Below are 25,110 nucleotides of genomic sequence, written 5' to 3' on the forward strand. Positions count from 1 at the left end.
GCAACGGCGACGCTGCCCGAAAAGGGGCGGCGCCGCCGTCGAGCATTACTTGGGGCTGGGTCTGCTCAGCTGGCGTTGTGGCTGCTGACGGGGTGGGCTTCCAGGGGCAATTCGTCAGAGACTGCACCGGCCACGCGCTTGTCCCAAGCCGCCCGAACTTCTGGTTCGGTGGGCGGCGTGAGGAGGGAAATCACGACGTATGCCACGAACGAGGCAGCCAGGCCGTAGTAGATGGGTTCGTTGGCGTAGACGCCGTCGACGCTCGGGATGAGTCCAGTGGCGAACAGAATCAGCAAGGCCAGAGTCAAAACAGAGCCCACTGCCATGGACCAGGCAGCAGCGATACCGGTTCCGCGCTTCCAGACGAGGCCGCCCAGAATCGCGACCAGGAGGCCGCCCACCAGGATGTCGTAGGCAATGGTGAGGGCAACCACCACGTCCTGCGCGGCCATGGAGATCAGTACGGCAACGATGCCCAGGCCAAGTACCCAGTAGCGGTTGGCCTTGACGTCGTGCTCAGGGTTTTCGGTGTCATCGGTGTTGATGGTCTTGCCGAACCAGCTCGCCACGAACGGAACAACATCTGCGCGAGCCACGGTGGCGGCGGCAATCAGGGCACCTGAAGCGGTGGACATCATGGCTGCAACAGCTGCGGCCATGACAAGGCCGCCGATGCCGATGGGCAGGATGTTCGTTGCCACTTCGGCATACACCACGTCCTTGCCAAGGCTTGCCACATCGATGTTGGGGAGTGCTACCCGGGCAGCCAGGCCGATCAGGGCGCCAGCCACACCGTAGAGGATGCAGTAAACGCCGGCCGTCGCTCCGCCCCAGCGTGCAACCTTGGGAGTTTTGGCGGTGAAGACGCGCTGCCAGATATCCTGGCCGATCAGCAGTCCGAGTGTGTAGACCACGAAGTACGTGATGATCGTCTGGACACCGATTCCGTCAATCTGGAAGAAGCTCGCATCGACGCGTTCACGGATGCCGTCGAGTCCTCCGGCTGCGTTCATGACGAAGGGGAGCATCAGGAAGAAGATGCCCACGGTCTTGATGATGAACTGGACCTGGTCGGCCAGGGTGATGGACCACATGCCACCGATGGTCGAGTAAACAAGCACAATTGCACCGCCGACGGCGATCGCCATCCAGCGTGGCCAATCGAAGAGGACGACAAAGATGGTGGCGTAGGCGCCGGTGGACGTGGCGCAGAGCATGAGGGTGTAGGCCAGCATCACGATGCCGGAGGTCTGCGTGGCCTTGCTGCCGTAGCGAAGGCTCAACATTTGGGAGACCGTGTAGATCTTCAGGCGCTGGATGGTGCCGGCGAAGAGCAGGCTCAGGAGGAGGACGCCGGCGCCGATTGCGACGACGAGCCACATCCCCGAAATGCCGAACTTGTAACCCAAGCCGACGCCGCCGACGGTGGATGCGCCACCGAGGACAACTGCGGCCATGGTTCCGGTGTAAAGGAAGGGGCCCAGACGGCGGCCGGCCACGAGGAAGTCGCTGTTGTTCTTGGTGCGGGACTTGCCCCACCAACCGAATGCAAGCATGGCAAGCAGGTACACCACCACAATGGCGATGTTTATGAACGATGAGTCCATGAGTGGCTCCTTGGAGCTGGTGCACGGAGGTTGGGGTTTTCGACGATACTCCTGGGAATCGCCGAAGTCTCCGTGCTGATGATGGGAGATTGGGTTCGTGTTGTGTGCCTCACAGACAACACTTGTTGCCTATGAGGATATGTTGTGATCGGAGTAACAGTCAAGGGGCTTTGGTCATCGTTGGGCTGTTTGTGGCTCTCACTGCCCGGGATCCCGCTACTATTGCTGCAATGACAGGGCCCAATGACAGGCCTGAAAGGTTCGTGAATGAAGGCTCTCCCCGTTGAACCAAGCAACGTTCCCGTTGCCATTGGTTCCAGAATCCGCGCAGCCCGTCAGGCGCAGCGCCTCACCATCGAACAAGTGGCGGACGCCACGGGGCTGACCAAGGGCTTCCTCAGCCGTGTCGAGAGGGACCTGACATCGCCGTCGGTCGCATCCCTCGTAACCCTTTGCCAGGTCTTGTCAGTTTCGGTGGGAGACTTGTTTGCCGCTCCGGAAACCCACCTGACCAGGCGCGACGACGGTCCACGCATTTCCCTGGGTGGCCAGGGCATTGTGGAGCGCTTGTTAACTGCCCGCTCGGAGCGGCGCCTGCAGATCCTTCAGGCCACCATCGAACCGCGGGGCCGTGGAGAGAACGAGCTCTACGCCGTGGACTGCGACGTTGACGTCCTGCACGTGGTGAAGGGGCGCATCAAACTCATCCTGACCAACGAGGAGTATGACCTCGAAGAAGGGGACACCCTCTCCTTCCCAGGCAGGGAACCCCATACCTGGGTCAATCCCACGGACGAAACCGTCGAGGTCCTCTGGGTTCTGGTGCCCGCAGCGAGCCGCTAGGTCTTTCCAAGCAACGCGGCCCAGTCAGCCCACGTGGACCCAGGGCCGGCGGGTGATGTCTGGCTCAGCTTCCCGCAGTACCTCGCGGGTGACCGGCGCGATCTCGCCCTCGCCGAAGAACAGGAACTTGCTGAGGTTGGAGATCGGATTGCCCTCGGTCCAGCGGAAGTAGATGTGCGGCATGAAACCCGTGACGTCGCGGATGTGAAGCAAGACGGCGGCAAGGGTGTTGGGCACGTTGTTGCTGTGGACTTCCAGGATCTTGAACCCGTGCCGGAGTTTGCCAACCACCTGGAGCTCCTGCTCGAAGTCTGAGCTGTCATCAACGATGATCTCGATGAACACTGCATCGCAATCAACTGGCAAGTGGTTGGCCTGCTGCGCGTGCTGGAGCTTCTCCCGGTACCGCCCGGCGCTGAGATGCTTTGGTTCATGTGCGATGATGCGGACCGGTCCGTCCACGTTATTCGCAGTGAATTCGAGGGCAGTCTGGTCCATCTTGATATGCGTGGCCCGGAGCTCGAAGGCACGCCGGATCCGGGAAATGAAGCTCACCACCATGATGGCCAGAATGAACAGTGCGGCGATCTTCAGGCCGTCAGGACGCTCGATCGAGTTGACCACGGTGGTGTAGATGAAGACCAAGGACACGACGCCGAAGCCGATGACCTGTGCCCGCTGCTTCTTTCGCCGGGCGGACAGTGTCACGGCGATGGAGGCGGAGGTGATCAAGACGAGTACGCCCGTGGCATAGGCGCCACCCTGTGCGTTGACGTCGGCTTGGAAAATGATCGTCACGATGAAGGCGATGACTGTGAAGACCAGGACGAGTGGACGCAGTGCGCGAACCCAGGCCGGAGCCATGCCGTAACGCGGCAGGTATCTGGGGACCAGGTTCAGCAGGCCCGCCATGGCCGAGGCTCCGGCAAACCACAGGATGGCGATGGTGCTGACGTCGTACACCGTGCCGAATCCATCGCCCAGGAACTTGTGGGCCAGGAAGGCGAGGGCACGTCCATCAGCCTTGCCGCCTGATTCGAATTCTGCGGCCGGGATCAGCATGACGGTAGTGAAGCTGGACGTGATGAGGAACGAGCTCATGATGATGGCGGCGGTGGTCAGGAGCTTGTGGGCGCCCTTGATCCGGCCGGCCGGGTTGGCCTCAGTGTCGGATGCATGGCCCTTGATCTGTGGCATGACTGCGACGCCGGTCTCGAACCCGGAGAGGCCGAGGGCCAATCGTGGGAATACCAGCAGCGCAAGGGCAATCATCAGTATGGGATCGCCGTGGGATGTGTTCAGCGCCGTCCACCAGTCAGAGATCACCCGGGACTCTGTGAATACGTGGCCGATGGAGACGACGACCACCACGAGGTTCAGCGCCAGGAAGGCGACGACCAGGACGACGGCCACGTTGATGGCTTCCTTGAATCCGCGCAGAAAGACGATGCCTAGTCCCGCAATCAGGGCCAGGGTGATGACAACCTGCTGGCCTTCCAGGAAGTGCGGAGCAAAGGGGTTCTCAATGAGGTGGGCCGTGGCGTCGGCGGCGGAGAGGGTGATGGTGATCATGAAGTCCGTGGCCGCAAAGCCGAGGAGTGCCAGGACGAACAACTTGCCTCCCCATCGAGGAAGCAGGCGCTCGAGCATGGCAATGGAACCCTCGCCCCGGGGACTTTCCCTGGCAACGCGACGGTATACAGGCAGTGCACCGGCCAAGGTGACGAAGACCAGGAGCAGCGTGGCCAACGGCGAGAGCAAGCCGGCAGCCAGGGCAGCGATTGCAGGCTGGTAGCCCAGAGTCGAGAAGTAGTCCAGGCCCGTCAGGCACATGACCTTCCACCAAGCTTGCGGTTTGTGAGCTTCCGCTGGCTGTCCGTGCGGACCCTGCCGCTTGCCCGAGGTATCCGGCATTCCTTCCAGCAGCCACGATTTGAGGTGGAATGCCTTTTTGAGTCGGTCTGCAGGATCGGCCGGCGGCCTGGTCAGGGTGGTCACGTTGTCCTTTCGGGCAGCAGTGTGCTGCTTAGGCAAGGAGCGTATGGCCGCCGTCAGCGGCTCAACCCCGGTTTTTATGGAATCTTTACGCCTCATGTGACCGGCATCTCACGTGAACTCATCAGCAAAGGGAACTTGTAAACAGGTGATGCTTATTAGAAAACTTTGAGTGTATGATGGGTGTCACAGTTACTGATTCATCTCGACCTATCCACTAAGGAGTGGCGCATTTTGGAAGAGCTCCGTATTGAGGCCAACGGGAACCTTGGTCCCATCGATTCGTCCCGCATTCCGCGCTACGCCGGTGCGGCCACCTACGCCCGCCTGCCCCGCTTGGACCAGGTATCCAAAGCTGACGTCACGGTTGTTGGCGTGCCCTTTGACTCCGGTGTTTCCTACCGGCCCGGCGCCCGCTTTGGCGCGAACCATGTGCGTGAGGCCAGCCGTCTGCTGCGCCCGTACAACCCTGCCTGGGATGTCAGCCCCTTCGAGAACATCCAAGTGGCAGATGCTGGCGACATGGCGGTGAATCCGTTCAACATCAACGAGGCCATCGAGACAATCCAGCAGAACGCCCTGGACCTCACGGCCAACGGCAGCAAGCTCGTCACCCTGGGTGGCGACCACACCATCGCCCTTCCGCTCCTGAGGGCAGCAGCGGAGCGCGCCGGTGAGCCGGTGGCCATGCTCCACTTCGACGCACACCTGGACACCTGGGACACCTACTTTGGCGCTGAATACACGCACGGCACGCCGTTCCGCCGCGCAGTGGAAGAAGGCATCCTGGACACGGAGGCCATCAGCCACGTGGGTACCCGCGGTCCGCTGTATGGCAAGAAAGACCTCGACGACGACCACCGGTTTGGCTTCGGAATCGTCACCTCCGCTGACGTCTACTACCAGGGCGTTCTGGAGACAGTGGCCAAGATCCGCGACCGCATCGGAAGCCGTTCGCTGTACATCTCGGTGGACATCGACGTCCTGGATCCGGCACACGCGCCCGGCACCGGTACCCCCGAAGCCGGCGGCATCACCAGCCGTGAACTGCTCGAGATCATCCGTGGTTTCCGTGGCATGAACCTCGTCGGTGCCGACATCGTGGAAGTTGCCCCGGCTTATGACCACGCCGAAATCACTGGCGTTGCCGGCAGCCACGTTGCTTATGAACTGGTAACCCTCATGGCGGACAACGCGGTTGCAGGCGACCGCCACGGCGCGCCGAACGGCTACGCCCAGCAGGCCCTCGGTGCACGCATCGCAGAGCTCGCCCAGGCAACGGGCACCGCAGGAGAGACGCGATGATCGATTTCGATCCCGGCACTGCTGCGCCCACGAAGGGCACTGATCAGCGCAACGGTGGGGACCTCGTCGTCGAGACCCTCGAAGCGCTCGGCGCGAAGACGGTTTTCGGCATCCCGGGCCAGCACGCCTTGGGTCTCTTTGACGCCATGGGCCGCGGCAACCTGCACTTCGTTTCCTCCCGTGTGGAGAACAATTCGGCGTTCGCAGCTGATGGCTACTCCCGCGCGACTGGCGAAGTGGGCGTGCTGTTCCTTTCCACCGGTCCCGGCGCGCTGACCTCCCTTGCTGGTTTGCAGGAGGCCTACGCCACCGGTGTTCCGATGGTGGTTGTTGCCAGCCAGATTCCGCTTGAGGGCCTGGGCGCCCGCCGCAAGGGCATGCTGCACCAGCTGGATGACCAAAAGGCTTCGGCCGCGAATGTCACCAAGAGCCAGCGCCTGATCCAGCACGCCTCGGGCATCCCGTCGGCCATCCAGGACGCGTGGACTGAAGCGATTTCATCTCCGCAGGGTCCGGTGTGGATCGAGATTCCGCAGAACGTCCTGCTGGATCCGATCATGGTCCCGCCGGTGGAGGACGCGCTCGCCGAGGCCGCGGACAACCCGCCGCGCGTCGAGCTGATTCGCGAGGCCGTGAAGTGGCTTTCGACGGCGGAACGTCCAGCGATCATCGCAGGCGGCGGTACACGCCGTGGCAGGGCTGAGAAGTCGCTGCTCTCCATTGCCGAGCAGCTACGCGCTCCCGTCATCTGCACCCCTGGCGGCAACGGAGCGTTCCCGTGGAAGCATGAATTGTCCCTGCAGTCGTGGATCGAGGACCGGTACATGACGGACCTCCTCGAAGACGCGGACGTGTTGATCGTGATCGGTTCATCCCTTGGCGAAGTGACCTCGAACTACTTCACGTTTGAACCCCGCGGCCGCATCATACAGATCGACGCCGAACCCCGCGTCCTCGAATCCAACCGGCCAGGTTTGGGCATCCGCGCCGACGCCGGGCAGGCGCTCGCAGCCCTGGACGAAGCTCTCGCAGCAGCCGGTGCCGCTGACACGGCAACGCGTTCCTGGCATAGCACTGTACCTGAGGACCTGGTGAAGGAAACCCTGGCCAAGGTGAAGGCCCGCCTGGAATCACAGGACCTGGCCAAGGAACTGAAGTTCATGGCCGACATCCGCGAGGCTGTCCCGGCTGATATGCAGACGTTCTGGGACATGACCATCTCCGCGTACTGGGGCTGGAGCTGCTGGGATGCTCGCGAGGGCCAGTTCCATTCCGCACAGGGCGCCGGTGGCCTCGGCTACGGCTTCCCGGCCGCGATCGGTGGTGCTGTCGGCCTGGAAACTACCGGCAAGCCGAGTCGAGTGCTTGCCGTATCCGGTGACGGTTCCTCCATGTACTCCATCTCCGAACTTGCCACGGCGAAGCAGCACAACATCCCGGTCACCTGGCTGATCGTGGACGACGGCGGCTATGGCATCCTCCGCGAATACATGGTGGGCGCTTTCGGCAAGGCCACGGCCACTGAGCTTGCACGACCAGACTTCGTGAAGCTGGCCGAGTCCTTCGGTGTTCCCGCCCGCCGGGTGGCCCCGGAGGAAGTGGGGGACGCGCTCAAGGCGTCCTTCGAAGCGGACGGCCCCAACGTCGTCGTGGTTGAGACGCTGCTGAAGATGTTCGGCCCCACCCACCTGGACCACTAAACCGCCATAGCCAGTCAGCCCCCGCACGAAACGCCGTGCGGGGGCTGACTGCGTTTAACATCCAGTTGCTGATCTGCGCCGAGTTCGCCGGGAATCTTGCGAGTTCGCCCGGAAGTCTCGGACGTTCTGGCATTGTTCCCGCGTTTTCGACGGCGGGACCGCCCGGGACGTCCGGGACCGCCCGGCTTCTTTAGTTTCCCAAAGCAATCAATATGAGTTATAGTTGCTCTAGGCAAACAAAAAGGGGTGTTTTCCATGTCCGTCGGTTCTGCCACAGCAACCGATCTTGTGCATCAAATCTTCGACCTCCAACGCACCCTGCGTTGCGTGGTGACCGCCCACATGGCCCGCGTTCCCGACGTCGGGATGGCAGTCCAGGGCGTCATGCGCTTCATAGGCGAGGGGGAGACCCGCGCAACGGCGCTGGCTACGCGCCTGGGCGTCAGCGCGCCGGTCCTGAGCAGGCATGTCGCCGAACTCGAGGAACTTGGCTTCGTCGCCAGGCGGCCCGATCCAGCGGACGGCAGGGCGCAGCTCCTTGCTTTGACGGAGGACGGCGCGGCGAAGCTGCGCGAGTTCGAAGAACAACGCAGCGTGAGACTGCGGGATTACCTGGCGGATTGGAGCGAGGCTGACGCCCTCGAGGCCTCCCAGGTCATCAACAAACTCACCACGTCCCTCAAGGACTCAATCCGGGCAACGGCGGCCGGCTCCACTACGACGACTCACACAGCTTAGGAGCCACGCATGGCCACACCAATTCAGAATGCCGCTCTGGGGAATACCGCAGCACCCATGACCCACCGGCAAATCATGGAAGCCCTCACCGGCCTCCTCGCTGCCTTCTTTACGGCGATCCTCAGCAGCACAATCGTTGCCAACGCGCTGCCAACCATCATGTCCGAACTCAAGGGCACGCAAACTGATTTCGCCTGGGTCATCACAGCTGCTCTTTTGGCGAACGCAGCCACCACGCCCATCTGGGGAAAGCTCGCTGACCTCTTCGACAAGAAACTCCTGGTCCAGCTGAGCATCATTATCTTCGTGGCGGGCTCCGTCATGGCCGGCTTGTCCGAGACGATTCCGCTGCTGCTTACTGCGCGTGTCATTCAAGGCATCGCCATGGGTGGCCTCACCGCCCTGGCCCAGGCAATCATCGGTTCCATGATCCCGCCGCGGGATCGTGGTAAGTACTCCGGCTACATGGGTGCCGTGATGGCGGTGGGCACTGCCGGAGGCCCGCTGCTGGGTGGTTTCATTGTGGACAGCCCGCTCGGCTGGCGCTGGACGTTCTTCGTCTGCGTGCCGCTGGCCGTTGTTGCGCTCATCCTGCTCCAGGTGACCCTGAAGATCCAGCACATCAAGCGCCCCGCCAAGATCGACTGGCTCGGTTCCATCCTGCTGACCTCCGGCGTGAGCCTGCTCCTGATCTGGGTTTCCTTCGCCGGCAACCCGGACTACTACGACTGGTTCTCCTGGCAGTCAGCCCTCATGGTCGGCGGCGGCGTAGTGCTGCTGGCCCTCCTGGTGCTGGTGGAAACCAAAGTTGCCCAGCCGATCATTCCGCTCAAGATCATCTCCGAACGCACCACGGCACTTGCTATCATCGCGTCGATCGCGGTCGGTATCGCCATGTTCGGCTCGTCCACCTTCCTGGGCCAGTACTTCCAGGTCGCCCGTGGAGCCACACCCACTGAGGCCGGCCTGCTGACGCTGCCAATGATCGCCGGCAACCTTATTGGTTCTGTGGCATCGGGTGTCCTGATCAGCCGCTTTGGCAAATGGAAGCGGTTCCTGATCGCAGGCTCCGTGCTCCTGATCGGCGGCCTCGCTTTCGCCGGCACCATGGACCACACCACCGAGCTGTGGATCGTAGCCATCTACACCGGTGTGTTCGGCCTCGGCTTGGGCATGCTGATGCAAAACCTGGTGCTCGCCGTGCAGAACACGGTCCAAGCCAAGGACATCGGTACGGCCAGTGCGTCCGTTGCATTCTTCCGCTCTGTGGGTGGCGCAATCGGCGTGTCCGTCCTTGGTGCCATCATGTCCAACCACGTGAAGGACCTGGCCGTTCAAGGGATGGCCGCCGCCGGTATTCCAGTTCAAGGTGGCGGGTCTGGTGCCAGCATGGACCTGGCTGATATGCCCGCGCCCATTGCTGAGATCATGCGCGCCGCTTATGGGGACGCCACCGCACAGATCTTCCTGATCTCCGCGATCATCAGCGTGGTGGCACTCCTGGCCGTGCTGTTCATCAAGGAACGCCCGCTGCGGCGCACTGTCGACGCGGCGCCGGAGAAGGAACTCGTGGCGACGGCGTCCGGAGATGCTGCCATGTCCCTGGATACCACTTCCCTGGATACCGCATCCTTGGACACTGCTTCCCTGAATCCCGCTTCCCTGGAAGCCGCTGGCGCCCGCGTTGCTCAGGTTGGGAAGCCCGACGACGGCGCACGCCGCTTGGGTGCCGAGCCCGCCGTTTCAGGGGGCGGCCGTCAGGTTCCGGTGGGGGAGCGCCAAGGGCCAGCCACGGACTCCGGATCCGATCTTGACCTCGAATTTGCGCGGATCCTGACCCAGGAACGTCCCCAGGCAACTGCCGACGTCAAGGAATTGCAGGAACAACTGTCCCGCACCCAGTACGTCCTGGCCGAACAGCAATTGCAGCTGAGCCGGGCCAACGTTGAACTGCAGGCACGTTTGCGGGAGCAACAGACCATTGCGGAGCAGCAGGCCCATACCGCGGAAGAGCTCGCCGCCCTCCGCAAGGAGCTCAAGCGCGAACGCAGGCAGCAGGAACGCATGGCGTTGATGCTCCTCCAAGGCGTCCAAGCGCAGGAAGCACGTTCGGACCACGGCAAGCACGCAGGCTAAACACCACAGATCCTGCCCAAGTACGAAACTCCTGGCGTACTACGCGCGACGGGGCGAACGAGGGCGGGGCGAATGAAAGCGGGAGCGAATCGCCGGCTGGGTGACCAGCCGGCGTTTTTGTTGCCTGCAGCGGCTGATCCGGCCTGCAGCGGTTGAAGTGCCTGCGCCAGCGGGAGCACATCCGACACGGGAAATACTCCGCTGGGATGATCTTTTCCTTAGGTTGTTTCGCCGAGGCAACGGATTTCGTAGAGTAAGGAGGCTAATACTGTCAGCCCCTGATGCAAAACTTCTCTTACTTCATTCACGCACTCTTTCTAAGGACCCGTGGGCATGCTTGTCACCCTTATACGGCGCTACTCCAAGCCGTATTTGCCGCAGATAGTGGCCGTCCTCATATTCCAGTTGGCGTCCACCATTGCCACGCTCTACCTCCCAAGCCTCAACGCCAAAATCATTGATGAGGGAGTCTCCCGCGGCGACACCGACTTCATTTGGCGGACCGGTGCGCTGATGCTCGCCGTCGCACTGGCTCAGGTGCTCACCGCCGTCGCAGCCGTCTACTTCGGTGCACGGACGGCAATGGCGATCGGCCGGGACCTCCGGCGCAGCGTCTACCGTCAAGTGAGCAGTTTTTCCGCCCAGGACGTGAACCGTTTTGGTGCTCCTACGCTGATCACCCGCGGCACCAACGATGTCCAGCAGGTCCAGATGCTGGTGCTGATGGGCCTGAACTTCATGGTTTCCACACCCATCATGTGCGTGGGTGGCATCTTCATGGCCCTCCGCGAGGACCTCAGCTTGTCCTGGTTGGTCTGGGTTTCCGTGCCCCTCCTGGTGGCTGTCGTGGGCTACCTCGTGGTCCGGTTGATGCCGTTGTTCCGTTCCATGCAAACCAAGATCGATGCCATCAACGGTGTGCTGCGCGAGCAAATCATTGGTATCCGGGTTGTCCGCGCCTTCGTGCGCGAACCTTATGAAGCCAAGCGATTCGGTGACGCCAACCAGGACCTCACCGCCGTCTCCGTGAAGATCGGCAATCTCTTTGTCCTGATGTTCCCGGCCATTGGCATGATCCTGCACCTGTCTACTGCGGCGGTCCTGTGGTTCGGTGGCCAGCGCGTGGACTCCGGCGACATGCAGGTAGGGTCCCTCACGGCCTTCCTTCAGTACCTCCTGCAGATCCTGATGGCAGTCATGATGGGAACCTTCATGGCCATGATGATTCCCCGTGCTTCCGTCTGTGCAGACCGCATCGGCGAGGTCCTGGATGTGGAGCCTTCCATCCACAACCCAACATCCCCCGTGGTTCCGGCCGAAAAGAAGGGACACGTGGAGTTCCGCGATGTCACCTTCAAGTACCCCGGAGCCGAGGCGCCGGTGCTGAGCAACATTTCCTTCACCGCTGAGCCGGGCAAGACCCTGGCGATCATTGGTTCCACCGGCGCAGGCAAGACCACCCTGGTCTCCCTGCTCCCGCGGCTTTACGATGTCGCCTCAGGTGATGTCCTGCTCGACGGCGTCCCAGTCACCGAACTGGACGCGTCGGAGATCACCAGCCGCGTCTCGGCCGTGCCGCAGAAGCCGTATCTTTTCTCCGGGACCATCGAGCACAACCTGCGCTTTGGCAAGCCCGAGGCCACCGACGAGGAACTCTGGGAGGCGCTGGAGACCGCGCAGGCCAAGGGCTTCGTTGAGGAAAAGTCATCCGGCCTGAACCGGCGGATCGCCCAGGGCGGCACCAATGTGTCCGGTGGCCAGCGCCAGCGCCTTTCCATTGCAAGGGCCCTGGTGACCAAGCCGAATGTCTATCTGTTTGACGATTCCTTCTCGGCCTTGGACGTTGCCACCGATGCCAGGCTCCGGAGAGCTCTGAAGGCCAAGACACGTGACGCCACGGTCATCATCGTTGCCCAGCGCGTCTCGACCATTGCCGATGCGGACGAGATCCTGGTTCTGGATAACGGCCGGATCGTGGATCGCGGAACGCACGACGAACTGCTGGAAACCTCGCCTACCTACCAGGAAATCGTTGAATCCCAGCTGAGTGTAGAGGAAGTCGCATGAGCGAGCAGAACCAGCAAAAGAAGCGTGGCTGGGCTGCCAAGGCAGAGGCCGCGAAGAATGCCCAGGCTAAAGACGAGGCAGCCGAGGCAGACGTGGCAACCGAGGCACTTGATGACGACGACTTCGTAGAGGAGGAGTACGTCCCTTCGGAAGCCGATGGCGGTATGTTCGGCGATGTGCCCGCCAAGAAAGCCAAGGAGTTCTGGCCATCGGCCAAGCGACTCATGGGCTTGTTGAAGCCTGAGAGTGTTGGCGTCTACATCGTGATCGGCCTTGTCGTGGTCTCGGTGGTCCTGAATGTGATTGCGCCCAAGATTCTGGGCAGTGCTATGGACGTGATCTTCGGCGGCGTCATGGGCAAGCAGCTCCCGCCCGGCGTCTCCCAGGAACAGTTCGTGGAGCTCATGCGCCAGCAAGGCCAAGAGAACTTTGCGGACATGGTCTCCAAGATGCAACTCACCAACGGGATCGATTTCCCCAAGCTGACGTTCCTCATTTCGGTCGTGCTCCTGATGTACTTTGTGGCCAACATCTTCCTGTGGGCGCAAGGCTGGCTCCTCAACAGGATCGTCATGCGTGTCATCAAGCAGCTCCGCAATGACGTCCAGGCAAAGCTCAATAGGCTCCCGCTGAACTACTTCGACACCCGCCAGCGCGGCGACATCCTGTCCCGCGTTACGAACGACGTCGACAACGTCCAGCAGGGACTGCAGCAGGCGTTCGCACAGTTGGTCAGCTCGGTGCTTACCGTGCTGGGTATCACTGTGATGATGTTCATCGTGTCCTGGGAACTGGCACTGATCGCACTGATCGCGCTGCCTCTCTCCGGTGTCATGGCCGGCGTCATTGGTGCCAGGAGCCAGAAGCTCTTCGCTGCACAGTGGAAGAACACCGGCTCGCTGAATGGCCAGATCGAGGAATCATTCTCGGGGCACGACCTGGTCAAGGTGTTTGGCCGTGACGCTGACATGCTCGTGCGCTTCGATGAACGCAATGAGGCCCTGTACAAGGCTTCGTTCGGTGCCCAGTTCGTTTCCGGCGTGATTTTCCCGGCCATGAACTTCGTGTCCTACCTGTCCTACGTCGGCATTGCCGTGGTCGGCGGCTTGCGGGTTGCCTCAGGTTCGATGAGCCTTGGCGACGCCACAGCCTTCATCCAGTACTCGCGTGAATTCACCCAGCCGCTCGGCCAGATCGCCGGCATGGCCAACATGCTGCAGTCCGGTGTGGCCTCGGCCGAGCGCGTTTTCGAATTCCTCGACGCCGACGAAGAAGTTGAAGAGACCGGTACGCGGCACCTGCCGGCCAAGACCGACGGCCACGTCGAGTTCGAGCACGTCTCCTTCAGTTATGTGGAGGACAAGCCCCTCATCGAGGACCTGTCCTTCAGCGCGGAGCCTGGCCACACCGTGGCGATCGTCGGACCCACCGGCGCCGGAAAGACCACCCTGGTGAACCTGGTAATGCGCTTCTACGAGCTCAATGCCGGACGCATCACCTTGGACGGCGTGGACATCAAGGACCTCAGCCGCTCCGAGCTGCGGTCCAAGGTGGGCATGGTGCTGCAGGATGCCTGGCTCTTCGGCGGGACCATCTACGACAACATCAAGTACGGCAACCTGGACGCCACCGAGGAACAAATCATGGAAGCGGCCAAGGCCACTTACGTGGACCGCTTCGTCCGGGCATTGCCGGACGGGTACCAGACGATCATCGATGAAGAAGGCAATAACGTCAGCGCCGGTGAGAAGCAGCTCATTACCATCGCACGTGCGTTCGTCTCCGATCCGTCACTGTTGATCCTTGATGAAGCTACGAGCTCGGTGGATACCCGTACTGAGCTGCTGCTGCAGAAGGCCATGGCCGCCCTCCGCACGGACCGGACGAGTTTCGTCATCGCCCACCGTTTGTCCACTATCCGCGACGCCGATACCATCCTGGTGATGGAGAACGGGCAGATCGTGGAGCAGGGCAACCACAACCAGCTGCTGGTGCTCCAGGGCGCCTACTACCGCCTCTACATGTCCCAGTTTGCCGGTGAGGAAGAGACCGCCGTGGATGATTCGACGGCGGTGCACAGCTGAGCGCGGATTCCCTGAGCACCGGGGTGCAAACCCAGAATTCCGTGGCACCCCAGCGCATTGAGGTACTCGTACCTATGCGCTGGGGTGACATGGATGCGTATGGGCATATCAACAATGTGCAGATTGTACGGATGCTGGAAGAAGCCCGAATTGCGGCTTTCGGACCACCACGAGGTGCTGGCCTTCTAGGGGTAGAACCACCGGCGGCCCTCTTCAATGATGTTGAAGAGGGCACCATGACGTTGGTTGTGGAGCACAAAGTCCGGTACGTGCGGACTTTGGAATACCGCAACATCCCGGCAGTGGTGGAGATTTGGGTTGGCGTCATCAAGGGGGCCAGCTTTGATCTTCACTACGTCATCAAGGACCCCGTCACAAGGGAAGACTGCGTCAAGGCCGTTACACACCTGGCCTTCGTGGCGGAAGCTACCGGGAGGGTCCTCAGGCTCACTGCGGACCAGAAGGAAAAGCTGGAGCGTTACCGCGCGTAGAGTTTCACCATGAAACTTGAAATCGCCGTGGTGAGCGCGGCGGGCGCCGGTACGGCCGCGTCCGAAGGTGCCGATCGGGTTGAGCTCTGCAGCAGCCTGGAACTTGGTGGCATCACACCGAGCCAAGGACTCATGGAAGCCAGCCTTGAACACGTTGCCGGGCGCCTTGAGATCCATCCGCTCGTGAGATGCCGTCCCGGCGATTTCCACTACTCCGCCTCGGATGTGGACACCATGGTGCACGAAGTACGTCACCTGCTGGCTCAGGGCGCCCACGGCATAGTGGTGGGCGCCCTGACCTCAGAGGGCGACATCGATGTTCACGCGGTCCAACGCCTGGTGGATTCTGCCCGGCAGGCCAACCCTGAAGCGCAGTTGACCTTCCATCGAGCGATCGACCAATCACGGGACCCGTTGGCCACCCTTGATCAGTTGTTGGAACTCGGCTTCACCCGGGTACTCACGTCCGGCCACGAGGCCACAGCAGGTGCAGGCCTTGCCAACCTTTCCGAGATGGTGGAGCGGGCCGGGGGAGCCCTGGAAATCATGGCCGGCGGCGGACTGAAGCTTGGTGACATTCCGGCGATGCACGCGGCCGGCCTCTCGGCCGTTCATCTGTCCGCCAAGAGAACTGTCTCTACCCAGGGGCAACGAAGCATCTCCCTTGGCGCCCAGGACGTTGCCGACCCCACTGCGTATACCGTCACAGACCGGGAAACGGTCCGCATGGCGAGGGCGGAGATCAACGCGCTGGAACTGGGTGCTCCCCCCGAATAGCGTCGACTGCGGAATAGTTTCCACTCGCGAACAGCTTCCACTTCCCGGGTCAGCCTCCCCACATAGCTTGGTTGAGCGGAGTAACCGTCAGGCTTTCCAGCCGTGCCGTTCCTCCTTCTGAGAAGACCGAAATGTGGGTCGCCCCAGCGCTGGGAAAAACTTGGTCGGTGATGGTCGTCAGGCCGTCCTGGGCGAAAAGCTCCACGGATGCACGGTCCACGTACAGTCGCAGGCGAAGTCGGCCATTGATTAGCTCCACCCGTGGGTCCTCCACTGAACTGAACGCTGGATGGAATCCCTCGTTACCCGAGTTGGTCCTGTCGACGGCAAGCCGTTTCGTGGACGGAGCGTAGCCGATGCGGGTTGCTTCGATTCCGTTGTCGAGGACTTTCAGGCCAAATGCCGACGCCGTTCCCGGCGAGAATTCGGCGTCGACCTGGACTACGTCACCGGTGATGGGCAATGTGGTTGTTCCCGGCGAGACGTCCTGGGCCGGCGCCGTGTACGCTGCTGCCGTGTTCTTCAAAGCATCGGCTTGGGACACCACCTGCTGCCGCAGCCGCGGGCCCTCGGACGTCTGTGTAAGGACGACTTCACGCGGCAACGCCATGGTTCCGCGCCACGTGCTGGTGGGAGTGTCCTGCCCGTAGTCCCAGTTGTTCATCCAGCCCAGCATGATCCGCTTGCCGCCTGGAGCATTGTTGAAGGACACCGTGGCGTAGTAGTCCCTGCCCCAGTCCAGCCAGTCATGCTGCTCGAGGTGGGAGGCATCCGAGGACACGAATTCGTCGGCGAGGATGTGTCCCCAGCCGCTGCGGTTGTTGTCCACGATCTTGATGGTGGCCTGGCTGCCTTTGTAGGCGCTGACGTCCCAGGCGTTCCACTCCAGATGTTCGGAGTCGTTGCCGGTGGCTGTCCGGACTGTTTGGCCATTGACCACAAGGTTCACGGTGGTTTCAGCACTTCTGGGCTTCGCCGGTTCCGAACCCAACACCATGTTGTCCAGTGTCAGGTGGCCCCAAGGCCCGGTCGCGTTGTCCACAACCCGGATGCGCGCGATCTGGCCGTACCAAGGGGAAACGTCCCAGTTCTGCCAGTTCAGGTCGCCCGAATTCGTGCCCGTTGAGGTGCGCACCGGCACCCCTCCCACCAGCAGCTCAACCTGGAGCTCTCCGTTGGTGCGGCTGCCGCCACCCAGGAGGAAGCCGATGTTGGTGCTGGTCAGGTAAAACTCGGGGGAGGTGATGGTGCCGACGTTGTTGTCTTGGTTCGGGCCGCCTTCGAAGGTGTTGATCCGTTTCCCGATGGCGAATTCACCGCCCGACGTCGAGGGGTTCAGTGCCGCTTGGAAGTCGCCGGTGAGCTGCCAGCCGGCTTGCGTGAGGGTCCCGGGGTAGTCGAAGCCGTCGAACAGCAGGTAGCCAGGAGGGGCCTGGTTTCCCGACTGTTTCCCGGCTTCCTGCGGGTGTTTTCCGCCGCCGACAAGGAAGTTGAGGTAGTCCTTGTCCAGCGTGAAAGGTGCTGATTCCATGGTGCCCACGGGAGCATCTCCGCCATGGAAGCCGTTAACCAGCCCGGCTCCGATGGTGCCGGTAACCGCCATTTGTCCTGACAGGCTTCCTGAGGCGGGGGCGCTTCCCCAGGGCCCGGAACTGTTTGACGGATCGTTCTGGACGTTCCAGCCGCTGTAGTTGCCGCCGTTGAAGCCGGAAAGGACGTTTCCGGGGGGAAGCTGGCTGGCGGGATCGATATTTTCGGCGGTGAAGGACGTGCCGTTGAAGGTTCCCACGAAGTATTGTCCGCCGCTGCCGCCTGCAACGGCTCCAGGGTTGATGTTCACAGAAAGGACCCACTTGATGTTGTTTGGGTCTCCGTCGACGGCCAGGGGGAACAGATCAGGGCATTCCCACTGCCCGCCTGTTGCATTTGCCGGACCGAAGTCATCCAGATAGTTCCATTGCTTGAGGTCGTTGCTCTTATAGAAGAGGACGCGGTGTTCGTCGGCTTCAACAGCCGCCATGACCCAGTAATCCGGACCGGTGGGGGAGTCGTACCAGAAGACTTTGGGGTCGCGGAAGCTGGAGGTGTTCCTGTTCAGGACTGGGTTGTTGCCGTACTTGGTCCAGGTTTGTCCGTCGTCGGTGCTGAACGCCAGCGACTGTGCTTGTTTACCGGCGAGGGTGGAGTGGGCCGCAGTGTAATTGCTCGTGTAGATGGCCACTAACGGCGGATTTTGGAGGGTCCCGAGCCCGCTGGTGTTCTGGGTGTCCACCACCACGGATCCGGAGAAGATTTCCTCGATGACCTGGCCGGATCCGTTGAAACCCCGGGGAATGGCGAGTGGTTGTTCCTCCCAGTGGATCAGGTCAGTGGAGGAAGCGTGGCCCCAGCTCATGTCCCCCCACCGCGTCCCGTTGGGGTTGTACTGGTAATACATGTGGTATTTCCCGTTGTGGAAGACGAGCCCGTTGGGATCGTTCATCCAGTTCGCTTCCGGCGTGTAGTGCAGGTACGGGCGGTATTGCTGGGTGGCCGGATCCGGGTCGGTGGCCTGGGCGGTGGCTGCGAAGGAGAATGAGGCAGCGGTGAGAGCCACGGCCGCCCCGATCGACATTAAGGCTTTGGTGCGTCTTGTCATCGTTGACAGACCTTTCGTCAAGGGCTTGCGTTGCAGGATGACGACGGCGGACCCGCCTCGTGGGGCGACGCCCGCCGTCGTCGTTACTTATGCCGTGCGATGACGCCGTGCTGTTGCGGCGTTCGGTTTACGGCGTTGCCCTGAACGCGTAGTTGGACGCGTACCGCACCACTTGGTTGCTGTCGCCACTATCAAGCACCTTGGACCCGGAAGTGGATGCATCCAGGACTACGGTGTGCACCGCGATGGCCGAGACAGTGTTGTTGGTGGCGATGAAGTTGTTGTTTCCGGAAGCCACCAAAATGATGGTGGGCGTCTGCCCCGACGGCGAGACCGATCCGGAGGCGACGTCGTAGCTGAAGTGGTTTCCAGTAACCGTGTTGTTGCTGCCCGCAATGTGCACCAGGCCGAAGAGATCATCCAGGCCGTTGTTGTACGGCTTGAGGGGATCGAACGGTTCCATCTGGCGCAGGAAGTGATTGGCTCCAACGAGGTTTTCCGTGCAGCTTCCTTCGAAATTCACCATGCCGGGGTAGAAGGCATGGAAGCGGTTGGAGGTGATGGAAGAGCGCGTGCAGTCCTTGAAATGCACGCTGCTCTTGCCCCGGGGGAAGACGTTGTTGCCCGTGACCAGCAACCCCATGTGCCCCTCGGCGAAGATCGAGAATCCCACGAAGCCGGCGCCAATGAGGTTGTCAGTGACTTTCGAGGCCTGGCCTGATCCTGTCAGCTCCACGCAGGATCCACATTCGGCAAGGAAGTTGCTGCTGACGCTCAGGGCATCGGTGTCCCTCACAACAAGCCCATGCTCGAGGTACACCATTCCCATGCGCTCCACCCGGCAGGAATCGTTGGCGGAATCGAAGCGGATGCCGGTCTTGCCGTTGGTGTAGTCGTTCTCGTTGGAGCCGAAGGACACACCGTCGAGGCAGAAGTTCTCGAACACCACCGCGCTGATCCGCGGATCGCCTGCGCGGTAGACCCGGAAGGCGTCCGTGTTCCCATCTGTGTTTTCCACCCTGACGCGGCTGGCACCGGGGTTGATCTCGTGCCAGCCCGAGGTGTTGCCGGCGTTGTAGCGGATGCTCAGCGAGGTGAAACCATGGCCGGATCCCCGGATGGTCAGGAAGCTGATGTCCACATTGACCCGGGTCTTGAGGGAGTAGTCTCCCGGCGGGATATAGATGACGGCACCGGGCTTGGACGCCTGGCTGGTCTGCTGGCTTTTGATGTCAGCGATGATGCTGTTGATGATGAGCCCGATGTCGTTGTACGGGGTGGCGGACGGATTCCCTGGCACGCTCCAGGTGGTGACGTCATAGACGGTGGTCAAAGCTGGTTCTCCTCACATCGTTGGGGGACTGAACTGTGCTGCTTCTCTTCAAGTGCGTCCGGAACCGCGAGCGCCGTGCTCTGCATGCTCGCTCGTGCCTCGCTTGGACGCATGCTGCCGCACGCCTCCGGCGGTTCCGGGTGGTTCTACAGAGGGCTGCTCTATAGACGGATGCCCTACAGGACGCCGATCAGGTGACGGTGCCCCTGCGGCTGAGTACCGGCGTCGGGCCTTGCGGCCACTTGTTCACGTGCTGCGGCGGCAGCGTTGCCCGTTGCCGCGACAGCGAAGGCGACGGCCGCCGACGCCGTAAGCGCGCGGAGCACACTTCGCCGGCTGATGTCCGGGATGGGTTTCATACGTTCTCCTTTGAATGGGGATGCCCACTGGGCACAGCGGATGCCAAAAACTGCCAAATCGGCCAAAATATGCCAAAACGGTTTATCTACTAGCGTCGATGACTCTAGGGCTGGCGCATCCGGCGCGTCAAGGCGCCAAACTGGCCAAAATGTGACGCTTGACATACTGCCGAAATCGGGCCTATGGTGTTGCCAAGTCGTTTTGGCAAAACGATTCTCCATCCCCAAAGATTCTTTCAATCCCGTTCCAAGAGAAAGTCGACAGCGATGTCCACTCGAAAGACCATCTCCAGGCTCGTCACACTCGGCGGCCTCTGCACTGCCGTCGCACTCGCTGCTACTGGTTGCGGTGCCGGGGGCCCCGCACCAACATCCGGAAGCGCATCCAGCACAGTCAACGTCCTGGTGGAAGCAGGAGGCCACGCCGAGCTCACAGGCGTTGCCCAGCAATGCAAGAAAGACACCGGCCTCGACGTCAACTTCGTCGAACTGCCCTATGACGGCATGTTCAACCGGCTCTCCAGTGAGTTCTCCTCCGGCAATGTCTCCTTCGACGTCGCGGCATTGGACTCCGTGTGGCTCCCCAGCTTCAAGGATGCAGTCCAGCCAATCGATGAACTCTTCACCGATGAAGCCAAGAAGGACATTTTCCCCGCCCTCGTGAAGGAAGCCAACGTTGATGGCCACTTCATCGGAATGCCGGCATGGACCAACGCAGAGATCATCCTGTACCGCAAGGATCTCTTCGAGGACGCCAAGAACAAGGCAGACTTCAAGGCAAAGTACGGCTATGACCTGGCAGCCCCCACCACGTGGAAGCAGTACCAGGACATCTCCGAATTCTTCACCAAGGACGGCATGTACGGCACGGACGTGAAGGGCGCCGTGGAAACGGAATGGCTTTCCCACGTCCTGCAGGCCGGCTCGCCGATGGTCCTTGATGCGAACAACAACGTGATCATCGATAACGCTGCCCACAAGGAAGCGCTCGACTTCTACGTCAGCCTCACCAAGGACGCCCCTCCGGGTGCTGCACAGGTTGACTGGGCAGCGGCACAGAACCTGTTCAACCAGGGCAAGACCGCCATGACCCGCTTCTGGGCCCACGCCTACCGGCAGATCCCCAAGGACTCTCCCGTTGCAGGCAAGGTGGGGGCTGCAGCGATGATTGGCGGCAGCGCCGGCGTCGCGGGTGTCCCGGGCCCGTGGTACCTGTCCGTACCCAAGGCGACCAAGAACGCGGATGCAGCCAAGAAGTTCATCAAGTGCGCGTACGACTACAACAGCATGGGTGTGGAATCCAGCCTCGGACTCGCCTCGCGCATCTCAGCGTTTGAGAAGTACCAGAACCAGCCGGGCTACGAGAGCTTCAAGCCGCTGATCGAAACTCTCAACGGCAAGGCAACCGCAACGCGTCCGGCAACAGCCAAGTGGCAGCAGATTGTGGACACCGTGCTGGTTCCGCTCCTGCAGAAGGCTGTAGCTGGCGGCGACTCCGCCACCCTCCTGGCTGACGCCAAGAAGCAGATCCAGGACCTCCTCAAGTAAAGACTCCGCGGCCGGCACCAGCCGACTCAGCCAGTGCCGGCCGCGGCCCCAACAAACAGAAGAGAAAATCGTGCGTATCTCCGATCGCCGCTTCGCCCTATACCTGATGACCCCAGCGGCACTGTTCCTGGCCGTGTTTGTGGCCTACCCGCTGTTCCGCCTCGTCGCAGACAGCTTCTTCAAGATCTCGCCCATCGCGGGCGGCCCGCGTGACTTTGTCGGATTCCAAAACTACGCTGCAGCGTTCGCCTCCGAAGCCTTCATGGGTGCCGGCTGGCGAACCCTGGCTTACACAGTAGTGGTGGTGACGCTGGAGTTCGCGCTCGGCCTGGGGATGGCCCTCCTGTTCACCACGCTCGGACGCAAGTCCCAGATCTGGCGAACGGTCTTCCTTTACCCGCTGATGATTGCGCCGATCGTGGCCGGCCTGCTCTGGAAGTTCCTGATGATCGATAACTTCGGCCTCATCGGGACCATCCTGCACCAAGCGGGCATCCTCTCCAACCCCAACCAGATCGGCTGGCTCTCGGACCCGAACATCGTGCTGTTCTCGGTGGCTGTCCCGGACATCTGGCTCACGACGTCCTTCATGTGCCTGGTCCTGTTCGCCGGCCTCCAAAACATCCCCGGCGACCTCATCGAGGCAGCCCGCCTGGACGGCGCCAAGGCACCGGCGCTCCTGTTCCAGATCATCCTTCCGCTCCTCCGCCCGGTGATCGCCGTGGCACTGGTGGTCCGCGGAATCGATGCCGCCCGGGCCTTTGACACCATCCTCATCCAAACCAACGGCGGCCCGCAGTCCGCCTCCGAAACCATGAGCCTGCTGATCTACCGGACCATGATCCGCTTCGGCGATCCCGGCCTGGCCAGCGCCATGGGCACCATCTACCTGCTGGCGATGCTCGCCGTCGCATTCTTCGCGGTGGCCACCATCTGGCGGCCAGGAAAGGACAACTGATGAGCGCCGCAGAAACCTCGCACGACGGCGGGACACCGGCTTCCGCTCCTGGCGTCAGGCCGCGCCGCGCAGCAATGGTCGCCCGGCTCACAGCTGCCAAGCACACCCAAGCTGCCGAGCACACCCAGGCAGCGAAGCAAACACCCGGTGACACGGCAGGCAAAACTGTGCTGCCGCCGTCGGGGGTTACTGAGCCAAGCGCCCCGCGCAAGCGTCGTGGTGTAAACCGCGAAGGCCTTGAGGCTGGACGTCGCAGCACGCGGACCATCCTGTGGATCCTGCTGGCCGCAGCCATGGTGCTGTACGGGTTCCCGTTCCTGTACCTGCTGTTTACGTCCTTCAAAACCCCGATCGATACCATCGCCGTTCCACCCACCATCCTTCCCAAGGAATGGACGCTGGAGAATTACGCGAACGCCCTGGGCCGCAGCGGTGTGTTGGCGTCATTCATCAACAGCATCCAGACCGCGATCATCAGCACCCTGCTTTCGCTGGTGCTGGCTGTCCCGGCGGCTTACGGCATCACGCGCTACAAGACTCCGAGCGGCCGGGTGTTCATCATGGCCGCACTGGTCACCCGCATGGTGCCGCCGGTAGCAATCGGCATTCCGCTGGCATCCATGATGGCTTCGGCAGGGTTGGCGGACACGCCGATCGCATTGTCCATTGCCCACACCACCATTTCCTTGCCGCTCTCCATCTGGCTGATGTCCAGCTTCTTCGAGGCTGTTCCCCGGGACCTGGAAGAGGCAGCAACCGTGGATGGCTGCAGCAGGCTCGGTGCGCTCTGGCGGGTGGTGATCCCGGTGGTTTCCGGAGGCATCGCCGTCACCGCGATCTTCGCCTTCCTGGCCTCATGGAACGAGTTCCTCTTCGCACTCCTGATGACCGCCATCCGCTCGCAGACCACCCCCGTTGTCATCGCGAACTTCCAGACCCAGTTCGGCCTGGACTGGGGATCCATGACGGCGCTGGCCGCCGTGTACTCGATCCCGGTCATCCTTCTCACCCTTCTCCTGCAGCGCAAGATCGTCGCCGGCATGACGCTCGGCGCAGTCAAGGGCTAAGACACCGTCAAGGGCTGAGAAACCACACCACAAAAAGGGCAGAAGCTATGTCAAGCAACAACTACTACGACGTGACCACGTGGCCGGTCGGTAATCCGTCCGAGGACGTCGGTGAAGTCATCAACAGCATCATCGCCGACGTCAAGGCCCGGCAGGCAGCCAGTGATGTGAACAACGGAGGAAAGCCGGGAGCGGTGATCTACCTTCCGCCCGGCGACTACCACCTCCGTACGCAGGTGCTGATCGATATCAGCTTCCTCAGGATCGAGGGTTCGGGGCACGGCTTTACTTCCTCGAGCATTCGGTTCAACGTCCCCGAAGACGAATGGGCTGATCTGCATGAGCTGTGGCCCGGAGGAAGTCGCGTTATTGTCGATCTTCCACTGGACGCGGACGCTGACAGCAAGGGCGCAGACGGGGAGGTCGCAGGCGAAGCCAAGGGAGCAGCCTTCTACATTGAGCGAAGCGGGAGCCCCCGCATCAGCTCGGTAGAGTTCTCCAACTTCTGCATCGACGGCTTGCACTTCACCCCTGATGGCTCGGACCTGCCGCCGGAGAACACGTATGTGAATGGCAAGACCGGTATCTACGTGGCGAGCGCCAATGATTCATTCCGCGTCACGGGGATGGGCTTCATCTACCTGGAGAACGCCCTCACGATCCACAACGCTGACGCGCTTTCCATTCACGATAACTTCATCGCTGAATGCGGGAGCTGCATTGAGTTGCGCGGTTGGGGACAGGCGTCAAAGATTACCGACAATTTGATCGGAGCGGGTTTCAAGGGCCACTCGATCTATGCCAAGAGCCATGGCGGGCTCTTGATAACCGCGAACAACATCTTCCCCAGGGGTGCCAGCAGCATCCATTTGGACGGCGTCACGCGTTCAAGCGTCACCAACAACCGGCTGCATTCGTTCTACCCCGGGATGGTGGTTCTCGCAGCGAACAGTTCCGAGAACCTCGTGGCGACGAACCACTTCCTGCGTGACCATGAGCCTTGGACACCCTTCCTGGGAGTCGATAACGGGCTGGACGATCTTTACGGGCTTCTCTGCGTGAGCGGGAGCAACAACTCTGTGGTGGGCAACCACTTCTCCGAGGTCATCGACGCAGAGAGCATCCGTCCCGCAGGTGCGACGCCGGTCATCATCCGGTTGCTGGAGGGGGCTGGAAACTTCGTCTCCAACAACCACGTGGTGGCGATGGACGTTCACGCCACGTCCAGTGATTCCTGCTTCTCCGCCCAGGTGGACGCCCTGTTGACCACGGGCGCTTCTGACGGGCTCGCCGTTACGGCCGTCCTGGTCGATTCCGGATCTGCCCGGAATACGATCCTTGATTCCGGAACCGACGACCAAGTTATTGCAGACAGGGCTGTCAACGCCTTGAGGGCCACACCAACTCTGGGTTTCCAGGCCGCACATGCTGATTCGATCGCAGGATCAGCACCAACATCATGAG

General features: G+C 61.7%; 18 protein-coding genes. 13 read left to right on the forward strand and 5 right to left on the reverse strand.

The annotated features are described in order from the left end of the window. Positions 1 to 65 precede the first annotated feature (65 nt). Positions 66 to 1,607, reverse strand: coding sequence for a sodium:solute symporter family protein (locus AC1DD5_RS09110; RefSeq protein WP_477521186.1), 1,542 nt, complete (start codon positions 1,605 to 1,607; stop codon positions 66 to 68). A 267-nt stretch (positions 1,608 to 1,874) separates the two neighbouring features. On the opposite strand from AC1DD5_RS09110, the gene AC1DD5_RS09115 reads away from it, so the two are divergent. Further along, positions 1,875 to 2,450 carry a helix-turn-helix domain-containing protein gene (locus AC1DD5_RS09115; protein ID WP_017197669.1) on the forward strand — a complete coding sequence of 192 codons (576 nt, stop codon included), beginning with the start codon at positions 1,875 to 1,877 and terminating at the stop codon, positions 2,448 to 2,450. 24 nt (positions 2,451 to 2,474) lie between these two features. On the opposite strand, the gene AC1DD5_RS09120 is transcribed toward AC1DD5_RS09115, so the two are convergent. Further along, positions 2,475 to 4,448 (reverse strand): APC family permease, encoded by a 1,974-nt coding sequence (locus tag AC1DD5_RS09120; RefSeq protein WP_477521187.1) that lies wholly within the window; start codon positions 4,446 to 4,448, stop codon positions 2,475 to 2,477. 231 nt (positions 4,449 to 4,679) lie between these two features. On the opposite strand from AC1DD5_RS09120, the gene speB reads away from it, so the two are divergent. The 8 genes from speB (at position 4,680) to AC1DD5_RS09160 (ending at position 15,743) form a co-directional block, all read left to right on the forward strand. Continuing rightward, entirely contained in the window at positions 4,680 to 5,750 is a 1,071-nt protein-coding gene (gene speB, locus AC1DD5_RS09125; protein ID WP_477521188.1) for an agmatinase, read from the forward strand. Next, positions 5,747 to 7,450, forward strand: a complete 1,704-nt coding sequence (locus tag AC1DD5_RS09130) for a thiamine pyrophosphate-binding protein (protein WP_477521189.1) — start codon at positions 5,747 to 5,749, stop codon at positions 7,448 to 7,450. The genes speB and AC1DD5_RS09130 overlap by 4 nt, the downstream gene beginning before the upstream one ends. Positions 7,451 to 7,705: 255 nt before the next feature. Beyond that, a complete protein-coding gene (locus AC1DD5_RS09135; protein ID WP_477521190.1) occupies positions 7,706 to 8,188 on the forward strand; it encodes a MarR family winged helix-turn-helix transcriptional regulator in 483 nt (160 codons plus the stop codon). Between the two features lie 9 nt (positions 8,189 to 8,197). Continuing rightward, positions 8,198 to 10,324, forward strand: coding sequence for an MFS transporter (locus AC1DD5_RS09140; protein ID WP_477521191.1), 2,127 nt, complete (start codon positions 8,198 to 8,200; stop codon positions 10,322 to 10,324). Positions 10,325 to 10,657: 333 nt separating this feature from the next. Further along, complete coding sequence (locus AC1DD5_RS09145; protein ID WP_477521192.1) at positions 10,658 to 12,391, forward strand: ABC transporter ATP-binding protein; 1,734 nt, start codon at positions 10,658 to 10,660, stop codon at positions 12,389 to 12,391. Next, entirely contained in the window at positions 12,388 to 14,475 is a 2,088-nt protein-coding gene (locus tag AC1DD5_RS09150) for an ABC transporter ATP-binding protein (protein WP_477521193.1), read from the forward strand. Before AC1DD5_RS09145 ends, AC1DD5_RS09150 begins: the two co-directional genes overlap by 4 nt. A 74-nt stretch (positions 14,476 to 14,549) precedes the next feature. Next, entirely contained in the window at positions 14,550 to 14,966 is a 417-nt protein-coding gene (locus tag AC1DD5_RS09155) for an acyl-CoA thioesterase (RefSeq protein WP_477521277.1), read from the forward strand. A gap of 9 nt (positions 14,967 to 14,975) precedes the next feature. After that, on the forward strand, positions 14,976 to 15,743 hold the full coding sequence (locus tag AC1DD5_RS09160; protein ID WP_477521194.1) for a copper homeostasis protein CutC: 768 nt from the start codon (positions 14,976 to 14,978) through the stop codon (positions 15,741 to 15,743). 49 nt (positions 15,744 to 15,792) lie between these two features. On the opposite strand, the gene AC1DD5_RS09165 is transcribed toward AC1DD5_RS09160, so the two are convergent. The 3 genes from AC1DD5_RS09165 to AC1DD5_RS09175 form a co-directional block, all read right to left on the reverse strand. Then, positions 15,793 to 18,381: a GH32 C-terminal domain-containing protein gene (locus tag AC1DD5_RS09165; RefSeq protein ID WP_477521195.1), complete on the reverse strand. Its 2,589-nt coding sequence runs from the start codon at positions 18,379 to 18,381 to the stop codon at positions 15,793 to 15,795. A 127-nt stretch (positions 18,382 to 18,508) separates the two neighbouring features. After that, the gene (locus AC1DD5_RS09170; protein ID WP_477521196.1) at positions 18,509 to 19,714 is read right to left on the reverse strand and encodes a NosD domain-containing protein; all 1,206 of its coding nucleotides are present in this window, start codon (positions 19,712 to 19,714) and stop codon (positions 18,509 to 18,511) included. A gap of 176 nt (positions 19,715 to 19,890) precedes the next feature. Then, positions 19,891 to 20,073, reverse strand: a complete 183-nt coding sequence (locus tag AC1DD5_RS09175; protein ID WP_477521197.1) for a hypothetical protein — start codon at positions 20,071 to 20,073, stop codon at positions 19,891 to 19,893. 267 nt (positions 20,074 to 20,340) lie between these two features. Between AC1DD5_RS09175 and AC1DD5_RS09180 the strand changes: the two genes are divergently transcribed. The 4 genes from AC1DD5_RS09180 (at position 20,341) to AC1DD5_RS09195 (ending at position 25,109) form a co-directional block, all read left to right on the forward strand. Then, positions 20,341 to 21,621 (forward strand): ABC transporter substrate-binding protein, encoded by a 1,281-nt coding sequence (locus AC1DD5_RS09180; protein WP_477521198.1) that lies wholly within the window; start codon positions 20,341 to 20,343, stop codon positions 21,619 to 21,621. Between the two features lie 70 nt (positions 21,622 to 21,691). Beyond that, positions 21,692 to 22,579 (forward strand): carbohydrate ABC transporter permease, encoded by an 888-nt coding sequence (locus tag AC1DD5_RS09185; RefSeq protein ID WP_223936080.1) that lies wholly within the window; start codon positions 21,692 to 21,694, stop codon positions 22,577 to 22,579. Positions 22,580 to 22,653: 74 nt separating this feature from the next. Beyond that, on the forward strand, positions 22,654 to 23,646 hold the full coding sequence (locus AC1DD5_RS09190; RefSeq protein ID WP_477521278.1) for a carbohydrate ABC transporter permease: 993 nt from the start codon (positions 22,654 to 22,656) through the stop codon (positions 23,644 to 23,646). 47 nt (positions 23,647 to 23,693) lie between these two features. Next, positions 23,694 to 25,109: a right-handed parallel beta-helix repeat-containing protein gene (locus AC1DD5_RS09195; RefSeq protein ID WP_477521199.1), complete on the forward strand. Its 1,416-nt coding sequence runs from the start codon at positions 23,694 to 23,696 to the stop codon at positions 25,107 to 25,109. Position 25,110 lies beyond the last annotated feature (1 nt).

The organism is Paenarthrobacter sp. 10L420 (genome assembly GCF_056395385.1).

What these genes read in the sequence shown, in the direction of transcription:
- AC1DD5_RS09110 (WP_477521186.1), bottom strand. Translation starts at nt 1,607, where the DNA reads ATGGACTCATCGTTCATAAACATCGCCATTGTGGTGGTGTACCTGCTT.
- AC1DD5_RS09115 (WP_017197669.1), top strand. Translation starts at nt 1,875, where the DNA reads ATGAAGGCTCTCCCCGTTGAACCAAGCAACGTTCCCGTTGCCATTGGT.
- AC1DD5_RS09130 (WP_477521189.1), top strand. Translation starts at nt 5,747, where the DNA reads ATGATCGATTTCGATCCCGGCACTGCTGCGCCCACGAAGGGCACTGAT.
- AC1DD5_RS09135 (WP_477521190.1), top strand. Translation starts at nt 7,706, where the DNA reads ATGTCCGTCGGTTCTGCCACAGCAACCGATCTTGTGCATCAAATCTTC.
- AC1DD5_RS09140 (WP_477521191.1), top strand. Translation starts at nt 8,198, where the DNA reads ATGGCCACACCAATTCAGAATGCCGCTCTGGGGAATACCGCAGCACCC.
- AC1DD5_RS09145 (WP_477521192.1), top strand. Translation starts at nt 10,658, where the DNA reads ATGCTTGTCACCCTTATACGGCGCTACTCCAAGCCGTATTTGCCGCAG.
- AC1DD5_RS09150 (WP_477521193.1), top strand. Translation starts at nt 12,388, where the DNA reads ATGAGCGAGCAGAACCAGCAAAAGAAGCGTGGCTGGGCTGCCAAGGCA.
- AC1DD5_RS09155 (WP_477521277.1), top strand. Translation starts at nt 14,550, where the DNA reads ATGCGCTGGGGTGACATGGATGCGTATGGGCATATCAACAATGTGCAG.
- AC1DD5_RS09160 (WP_477521194.1), top strand. Translation starts at nt 14,976, where the DNA reads ATGAAACTTGAAATCGCCGTGGTGAGCGCGGCGGGCGCCGGTACGGCC.
- AC1DD5_RS09165 (WP_477521195.1), bottom strand. Translation starts at nt 18,381, where the DNA reads ATGACAAGACGCACCAAAGCCTTAATGTCGATCGGGGCGGCCGTGGCT.
- AC1DD5_RS09175 (WP_477521197.1), bottom strand. Translation starts at nt 20,073, where the DNA reads ATGAAACCCATCCCGGACATCAGCCGGCGAAGTGTGCTCCGCGCGCTT.
- AC1DD5_RS09180 (WP_477521198.1), top strand. Translation starts at nt 20,341, where the DNA reads ATGTCCACTCGAAAGACCATCTCCAGGCTCGTCACACTCGGCGGCCTC.
- AC1DD5_RS09190 (WP_477521278.1), top strand. Translation starts at nt 22,654, where the DNA reads ATGGTCGCCCGGCTCACAGCTGCCAAGCACACCCAAGCTGCCGAGCAC.
- AC1DD5_RS09195 (WP_477521199.1), top strand. Translation starts at nt 23,694, where the DNA reads ATGTCAAGCAACAACTACTACGACGTGACCACGTGGCCGGTCGGTAAT.